This window comes from Asanoa sp. NPDC050611 (assembly GCF_040654855.1).
Lineage (GTDB): Bacteria > Actinomycetota > Actinomycetes > Mycobacteriales > Micromonosporaceae > Asanoa.
Map to the genome: position 1 here is coordinate 15,172 of NZ_JBFAIU010000107.1, position 6,811 is coordinate 21,982.

Genomic DNA, 6,811 nt, shown 5'->3' on the forward strand with positions numbered 1-6,811 from the left:
CGGCGCGGCGCCGCGCCACTGCAGGTTGTAGGCCGAGCCGTCCTTCATCGTGAAGCCCGCGGCGAGCGCGTCCTGCAGCAGCTTCAGGCACCCCTCGTGCGTCACCTACCAGCTCGAGTTGCTTCCGCCGAGCGCGAGCAGGACCTGGTCGTACTGGTTTCCGTCGTTGTCGTCCGTGTAGCAGACCGCGATCTCGCCCCAGGCTGAGACCGCGAGCCCGAGCTGGTCCTGCCGCCCGGTCGTGGTGCCGCTGTAGGTCTGCGCCGGCAGCCGGCCCGCGGTCCCGCCGTCGCGGTCGAAGCCGCGGGCCCAGACGTCGACACCCTGCGCCGTCCAGCCGACCACCGTGTTGGCCTGGTCGTCGATGCCCACCGCCGGTGCCGCCGCGCCGGCGGCGTCGGTCACCTGGACATCGCCGTGCCGGGGGTCGCCGGTCGCGGTGAACGACCGCACCCAGACGCCGGGCGTACCCGTGTGGTCGGACTGCCAGGCCACCACGAAGTCGCCCGTGAAGTTGGCCGCGACCGCCGGAGCCACCTGCTGGCCGCCGCCGTCGCCGTTGGCCGCCCGCCGGGACAACGTGACCGCGCCGTTGCCCTTGGCCAGCCGGACCAGGCCGATCTGGTAGAAGCCGTTGCCGTCGCTGTCCTCGTCCCAGACGATCGTCGCGTCGCCGGAGGCGGACACCGCGATGTCGGGCCGGTGGTGCACGCCGGTCGACTGGCTGGCCACGACCTCGTACGCCTTCGTCGCGACGTTGGTGTAGCCCGCCGCCCTGATGGTCGTGACGCTGCCCTGGACGTCCTCCCAGACGACCGAGAAGGCGACCGCCGCCGGCGTGCTCGGCGTGCCGTCCGGGTCGACCGCCACCTTCGGCGTGAGCTGCTGGCCGGCGGTGTCCGCGTTGACCCGCCCCTGGCCGAGGATCGCCCCGGCCGGGGAGATGACCCGGTAGACCACGTTGAACACGCCGTTGCCGTCCGGCTCGTCGTTCCAGACGACCACCGCGTTGCCCTTGTCGTCGAGGCCGACGTCCGGGTTGACGTGCTTCCAGGGCACGCCGGCGGTGCCACCTGCGGAGAGCTTCTTCTCGTACGCGGACGTGCCGTTGCGGAACAGCCGCACGTAGATCTCGGAGTTGGTGTTGTCGCCGGGGTTGGACTCGGCCCGGTCGTCCTCCCAGACCACGGCGACGTCGCCGATCCGGTTGGTGGCGACCGCGGCGGTGTCCTGGTCGCCGGTGGCGACGCTGTTGGCGGTGGAGACGGTGACGCCGGCGGGCACGGCGAGCAGCGCCGCCAGGATGGGCAGAAGCAAGGCGATCTCCTAGAGGGCCTGCAGGCCGGGACGGCCGTCGAGGATGGCGAACGAGCGGGTGGTGGTGACCGGGGCGCCGTGCTCGGTGACGGTGGCGACGGCACGGAAGTCGGCGCGGATCTGCGTACGCGAGATGGTGGTCCGGGTGTAGCCGCGCCGGTCCTGGTGGAACTTCAGGTGCGGGTTCGTGGCCGCGTTCGGGATCGTGGTCGTGCCGCTGCCGTTGCCGCCCGAGGTGATCGACGTGCAGACCAGCTCGGTGCCGATCGTCGCTGAGTTGGCGTTGGCGTAGTCGGCCTTGAGGTCGTTGGCCCACGCGCGGTGCACGTCGCCGGTGAGCACGACGGGGTTACGGACGCCGCGCTGCTGCCAGCCGGCCTGGATCCGCGAGCGGGACGCCCGGTAGCCGTCCCAGGCATCCATGCTCGCCGCGCCGGTCGAGGTGAACTGGCGCGCGAAGAACACCTGCTGGCCGATGACGTCCCAGGTGCCCAGCTTCTGGCCCAGCCCGTCGAGCAGCCAGGCCTCCTGCGCCGCCCCGGTGATGCTGCGGCTGGCCAGGTCGGCGTCCGCGCACACCTTGCTGCCGTCGCCGCAGGCCTGGTCGTCGCGGAACTGCCGGGTGTCGAGCATGTGGAACGTGGCGAGCTGGCCCCACCGGACCCGGCGGTAGAGCGGGATGCTGTTGCCGCTGTTCGCTGAGCTCGGGCGCAGCGGCATGTTCTCGTAGTACGCCTTGTAGGCGGCGCTGCGCCGGGCGGTCCACTGGGCGGCGGTCAGGGCCGGCGTGTTGTTCTCCCGCACCGTGCCGGCGTAGTTGTTCTCCACCTCGTGGTCGTCCGGGACGACCAGCCACGGCGCGGCCTGGTGCGCGGCCTGCAGGTCGGGGTCCGACTTGTAGAGGGCGTACCGGCGGCGGTAGTCGGCCAGGCTGACGATCTCGGCGCCGACGTGCTGGCGCACGCCGCTGCCGGCGCCACCCTCGTAGATGTAGTCGCCGAGGTGCAGCACCAGGTCGGGCCGGTCCTCGGCCAACCGCCGGTACGCCGTGTAGTAGCCGCTCTCGTAGTGCGCGCACGAGGCGAAGGCCATCGTGAAGTCGCGGCCGACGGTGCTGGTCGCGGGCGCGGTGCGGGTGCGGCCGACCGGGGAGAGGTGGCCCTGGGCGCGGAAGCGGTAGTAGTAGTCGGCGTCCGGCGCGAGGCCGCCGGCGACCACGTGCACGGAGTGGGCGTCCGCGTAACGCGCCGTGACCGTGCCCTGGGCGACCAGTGAGCTGAACGTGTCCGTTGTGGACACCTGCCAGTCCACGGCCACGTCGGCGTTGGCCATGCCGCCCTGGCCGTCGGCGTTGAGTGGGGTCGGCGCCAGACGGGTCCACAGGACCACGCTGTCGGCAGCGGGTTCGCCGCTGGCGACACCGAGCTTGAAGGGGTACGGCGGCGCCGCGAGGGCGCGGGACAGGGGGACGATCGTCGTGCCCACAGTGGCCAGTCCACCGAGGACGAAGATGCGTCGGCTGAGCCTCGTCATGACCAGCACATTGATGGCGCTAAATGAATGGGAGATGATCTCCGGGGGTCCGGGCGGCTGACCATGAGGTGACCGCCACCTGTGCAATCGGTGCCGCTGACGGCGACGGCGTACGCTGTCGGGATGCACGCGGCGCAGGCACAGGCCGCCCGGCCGACCGCCGGGCGCCATCTGTGCTGGGCCTATGCTGATCTTGACGAGTTCGTCGGGCGTGCCCGCGGCTTCCTCGCCGAGGGTCGCGCGGCCGGCGCCGCGGTCCGGCTGGTCGGCGACGACCTGCCGGACATCGACGGGGTGGCGCCCGAGCCGGTGTCCGACGTCTACGGGGTGGTCGACCCGGCCGCGACGGTCGCCTACTGGGCTGACGCGCTGTCGTCGGCGCTGGCGGCGGGCCACACGGGGCTCCGGGTGGTGGGCGAGGTGACCCCGCTGGTCCGGTCGGCGGCACAGGTCGCGGCGTTCGCTGCCTATGAACACCGGATCGACCGGTTGATGGCGCGAAATCCGTTGTCGGGGCTGTGTGGCTACGACCGGCGCGTCGTCGACCCGGGGGCGCTGAGCGACCTCGCCTGCCTGCACGAGGTGCACAACCTGCCGGACGTGTCGTTCCGGCTCCACGCGGTGGTCGGGTCGGGTGACCTGGCCATCTCCGGGGAGCTGGACGTCACCGGGACGGCAGCGCTCGCCCGGGTGCTCGACCAGGTCTCGCCGGCGGTGATCGACGGGGAGCTCGTCGTCGACGCCGGCAGCCTGGACTTCGTCGACCATCGATCGCTGCTCCAGCTCGCCTCCTACGCGCGGGGGCGGGGTGCCACGGCGGTGCTGCGGACGCCCATGCCCGCGGCCGCGCGGTTGGTCGAGCTCCTGCGCGTGCCCGGCCTCCGGGTGGAGGCCCGATGACCCGCACCGGTGCCGCCGCCGGCCACGTCGGCTACTTCCACGAGGCGGTCTGTTACGCCAGTGACGAGGAGCTGCTGGCCGTCGTGCTGCCGTTCCTCGTCGGCGGGGTCGACTCCAAGGAGCCGACGGTGGTGGCACTCGGCCCGGAGAAGGCCGATCTCGTGCGGCGTGCGCTGCCCGGCTCCTGCCTCTCCGGGGTGTCGTTCCTGACCGGCGGCAGCATGTACGCGCGGCCGGCCGCCGCCATCCGGGCCTATCGCGAGCTGCTCGCGGGGCATGTCGCCGACGGTGCCGGGCAGATCCGGATCGTCGGCGAGATCCCGCGGCCGTCGCTGGGCGCCACGTGGAACTGGTGGGCCCGCTACGAGGCGGCGATCAACCACGCGTACGACGAGTTCCCGTTGTGGAGCCTGTGCGCCTACGACACGCGGATCACGCCGTCGACGGTGCTGTCCGACGTGCTGCGGACCCACCCGCGGTCGCTGCACGCCGACGGGCGGCACGAGCCGAGTCCGACGTACGCGGCGCCGACGTCGTTCCTGTCCGCCTGGCCTCCGGTCGCCGTCGACCCGCTGGAGGAGGGGCCGCCACTGATCACGCTGGTCGACCCGACGGCGGCCGGTGCGCGGCACGCGGTGCGGCTCGTCGACCCCGGGCTGCCTGGTGACGAGACCGAGGAGCTGGTCATCGCGGTGAGCGAGGTGGTGACCAACGCGCTGCGGCACGGCCTGCCGCCGGTGCGGGTGCGCTACTGGGCCGGGGCCGACCGGATCGTGGTGTCGGTGACCGACGGCGGCGCGGGACCGTCGGACCCCTATGCCGGGCTGCTGCCGTCGCGGGACAGCTCGACGGGTGGGCTGGGCCTGTGGATCACCCACCAGTCGTGCAACTACGTCGCGTTCTCGCGCGACGAGGCGGGCTTCACGCTGCGGCTGACGGCGGGGAACCCGTACTGACGCCGTCAACTTAGATTGACGGTTGGGCGGTTGTCAACTACGGTTGACGCCATGGTCGATGTCGTCGTTGTCGGTGCCGGGCCGGTCGGGTTGATGTGCGCGCGCGAGCTTTCCCGGCTCGGCGTGCGGCCGGTGGTTCTCGAGGCGCTGCCGGCGCCGAGCCTGGTGCCCAAGGCCAACGGGATCGTCGGGCGGGCGGTGCCGATGCTGCACGCGCGGGGGTTGTACGCGGCGTTGAGCGGGCGGCGCGGCGGGCCGCGGCCGGCACCGCGGTACATGTACGGGGGATTCCCGCTGGACCTGCGGCGGTTGCCGGACAATCCGGTGTACGTGCTGCCGGTGCCGCAGCGGCGGCTGGAGGCGGAGCTGGCAAGGTCCGCCGGTGTTTCGGTGCTTTGGGGGCACACGGTCACCGGGGTCTCGCCCTCCGAGGCCGGGGTGACGGTTTCGGTGTCCGGGCCGTCCGGCGCGTACACCCTGGATTGTGCTTATCTGGTCGGCTGCGATGGCGCGCATTCGTTCGTGCGCAAGGCGGCCGGGATCGGTTTCCCGGGTGTCGCGCAGGACGGCGTGGTCAGCCGGAGCGCGCACGTCGTGCTGCCGCCGGGGTCGCTGACCCGGTTCGGTGGTCGGCTGCGTGGTCCGGGTGGGCCGTACCGGCCATATCTGTTCCATCGCACGCCGCGCGGGGTGTTCTCGTTCGCCCGGTTCGGTGGCGGGCCACACCTGGTGACGACGCTCGAGTGGGATGCGGCGGTCGACGACACGGTGCCGATGGAGGTGGGTGAGCTGCGGTCGAGCCTGGCGCGGGTGCTGGGGGTGCCGGTCGGGTTCGACGCCCCGCCGACGTCCGGCGGCCCGTACGTGCTGCGGCGTTCGACCTCGCGGCAGAACCGGGTCGCGTCCCGCTATGCGGCCGGGCGGGTGCTGCTCGCCGGGGACGCGGCGCACGTGGTCGCCGGGATCGGCGGGCCGCTGCTCAACCTCGGGTTGCTCGACGCGGTGGACCTGGCGGGCCGTATCGCCCGGGGCGACGTGTCGGGCTACGACGCGGCCCGGCGGCCGCATGCGGACCGGGTGCTGGCGTCGTCGGCGGAGCAGGCGGCGCTGCTCGCGCCGGGGCCGGCGGTGGACGCGGCCCGTGCCCGGTTCTTGGCGTACCTGCACACGCCGGACGGCCTGCGCCGGGTCGCGTCGACGATCGCGGGCGGGTGACGGTTTCTTGTCGTACCCCTCGGGCACGATGCGGTGGCTGAGACGACGAGGGAGACGACGATGATCGGAAAGCTCGACACGGTGGTGCTGGACGCGCCCGACATCAGCCGCCTGTCGGCGTTCTACCAGGGCCTGGCCGGGTGGAAGGAGCTGTGGGTCGACTCCGACTGGATCACGCTGGAGACGCCTGACGGGTGGCGGGTCGCCTTCCAGCTGTCGCCGGACCACCAGGCACCGTCGTGGCCGGACCAGTCGCGGCCGCAGCAGGCGCACCTGGACCTGCGGGTCCCGGACCTCGACGCGGCGCTGACCCGCGCGTCGTCGCTGGGCGGCACCCTGCTGCGCCGCAACGAGACGTGGCTGACGGTCGCCGACCCGGCGGGCCATCCCTTCGACCTGTGCCTGAAGGCCGACGACCCCGCCACGACCCTGATGGGCGTCATGCTCGACTGCCCGGACGCCGCGACCCTGAGCCGCTTCTACGCGGAGCTGCTGGGCAAGCCGGTCACCTACGAGGCGGATGGGATGGCGATGATCGGCGAGGAGGGCGCGCAGCCGGTGATGTTCCAGCAGGTCGCCGACTATTCGGCGCCGCGGTGGCCGGACCCGGCGCATCCGCAGCAGTTCCACCTGGACGTCCAGGTGGCGGACCTGGACGAGGGCGAACGAGCCGCGGTCGCGGCGGGCGCCACCCGACTACCCGCGGGCACCGACACCTTCCGCGTCTTCACGGACCCGGCCGGCAAGCCCTTCTGCCTGACGATTCCGGAATAGGTCCTACCGCGACCACCACTGGCGCGGGTTCGTGCGGCTCGACAACGACCGGTGAGCGGCGCAGCCCCGCGACCGCGGCCGTCGCCCAGCTCATCGCCGAAGGGGTCGACCTCAAC

Annotated in this window: 6 protein-coding genes; 4 read left to right on the top strand and 2 right to left on the bottom strand. The window is 72.6% G+C overall.

Features of this window, described 5'->3' with window-relative positions:
• Positions 1 to 105: 105 nt before the first annotated feature.
• The gene (locus AB0H87_RS18445) at positions 106 to 1,317 is read right to left on the bottom strand and encodes a hypothetical protein (RefSeq protein ID WP_360146480.1); all 1,212 of its coding nucleotides are present in this window, start codon (positions 1,315 to 1,317) and stop codon (positions 106 to 108) included.
• Positions 1,318 to 1,326: 9 nt separating this feature from the next.
• Complete coding sequence (locus AB0H87_RS18450) at positions 1,327 to 2,850, bottom strand: alkaline phosphatase D family protein (RefSeq protein ID WP_360146483.1); 1,524 nt, start codon at positions 2,848 to 2,850, stop codon at positions 1,327 to 1,329.
• A gap of 123 nt (positions 2,851 to 2,973) precedes the next feature.
• On the opposite strand from AB0H87_RS18450, the gene AB0H87_RS18455 reads away from it, so the two are divergent.
• The 4 genes from AB0H87_RS18455 to AB0H87_RS18470 are packed head-to-tail and all read left to right on the top strand — an operon-like array spanning position 2,974 to position 6,695.
• The gene (locus AB0H87_RS18455) at positions 2,974 to 3,750 is read left to right on the top strand and encodes an MEDS domain-containing protein (protein WP_360146486.1); all 777 of its coding nucleotides are present in this window, start codon (positions 2,974 to 2,976) and stop codon (positions 3,748 to 3,750) included.
• A complete protein-coding gene (locus AB0H87_RS18460; protein ID WP_360146489.1) occupies positions 3,747 to 4,706 on the top strand; it encodes an anti-sigma factor RsbA family regulatory protein in 960 nt (319 codons plus the stop codon). The genes AB0H87_RS18455 and AB0H87_RS18460 overlap by 4 nt, the downstream gene beginning before the upstream one ends.
• A 51-nt stretch (positions 4,707 to 4,757) precedes the next feature.
• Positions 4,758 to 5,921, top strand: coding sequence for an FAD-dependent monooxygenase (locus tag AB0H87_RS18465; RefSeq protein ID WP_360146492.1), 1,164 nt, complete (start codon positions 4,758 to 4,760; stop codon positions 5,919 to 5,921).
• A 60-nt stretch (positions 5,922 to 5,981) separates the two neighbouring features.
• Entirely contained in the window at positions 5,982 to 6,695 is a 714-nt protein-coding gene (locus tag AB0H87_RS18470) for a VOC family protein (protein ID WP_360146495.1), read from the top strand.
• Positions 6,696 to 6,811: the final 116 nt, after the last annotated feature.

Excerpts from the sequence above, each read along its gene's own strand:
- AB0H87_RS18450 (WP_360146483.1), bottom strand. The coding sequence starts at position 2,850 with ATGACGAGGCTCAGCCGACGCATCTTCGTCCTCGGTGGACTGGCCACT.
- AB0H87_RS18455 (WP_360146486.1), top strand. The coding sequence starts at position 2,974 with ATGCACGCGGCGCAGGCACAGGCCGCCCGGCCGACCGCCGGGCGCCAT.
- AB0H87_RS18460 (WP_360146489.1), top strand. The coding sequence starts at position 3,747 with ATGACCCGCACCGGTGCCGCCGCCGGCCACGTCGGCTACTTCCACGAG.
- AB0H87_RS18465 (WP_360146492.1), top strand. The coding sequence starts at position 4,758 with ATGGTCGATGTCGTCGTTGTCGGTGCCGGGCCGGTCGGGTTGATGTGC.
- AB0H87_RS18470 (WP_360146495.1), top strand. The coding sequence starts at position 5,982 with ATGATCGGAAAGCTCGACACGGTGGTGCTGGACGCGCCCGACATCAGC.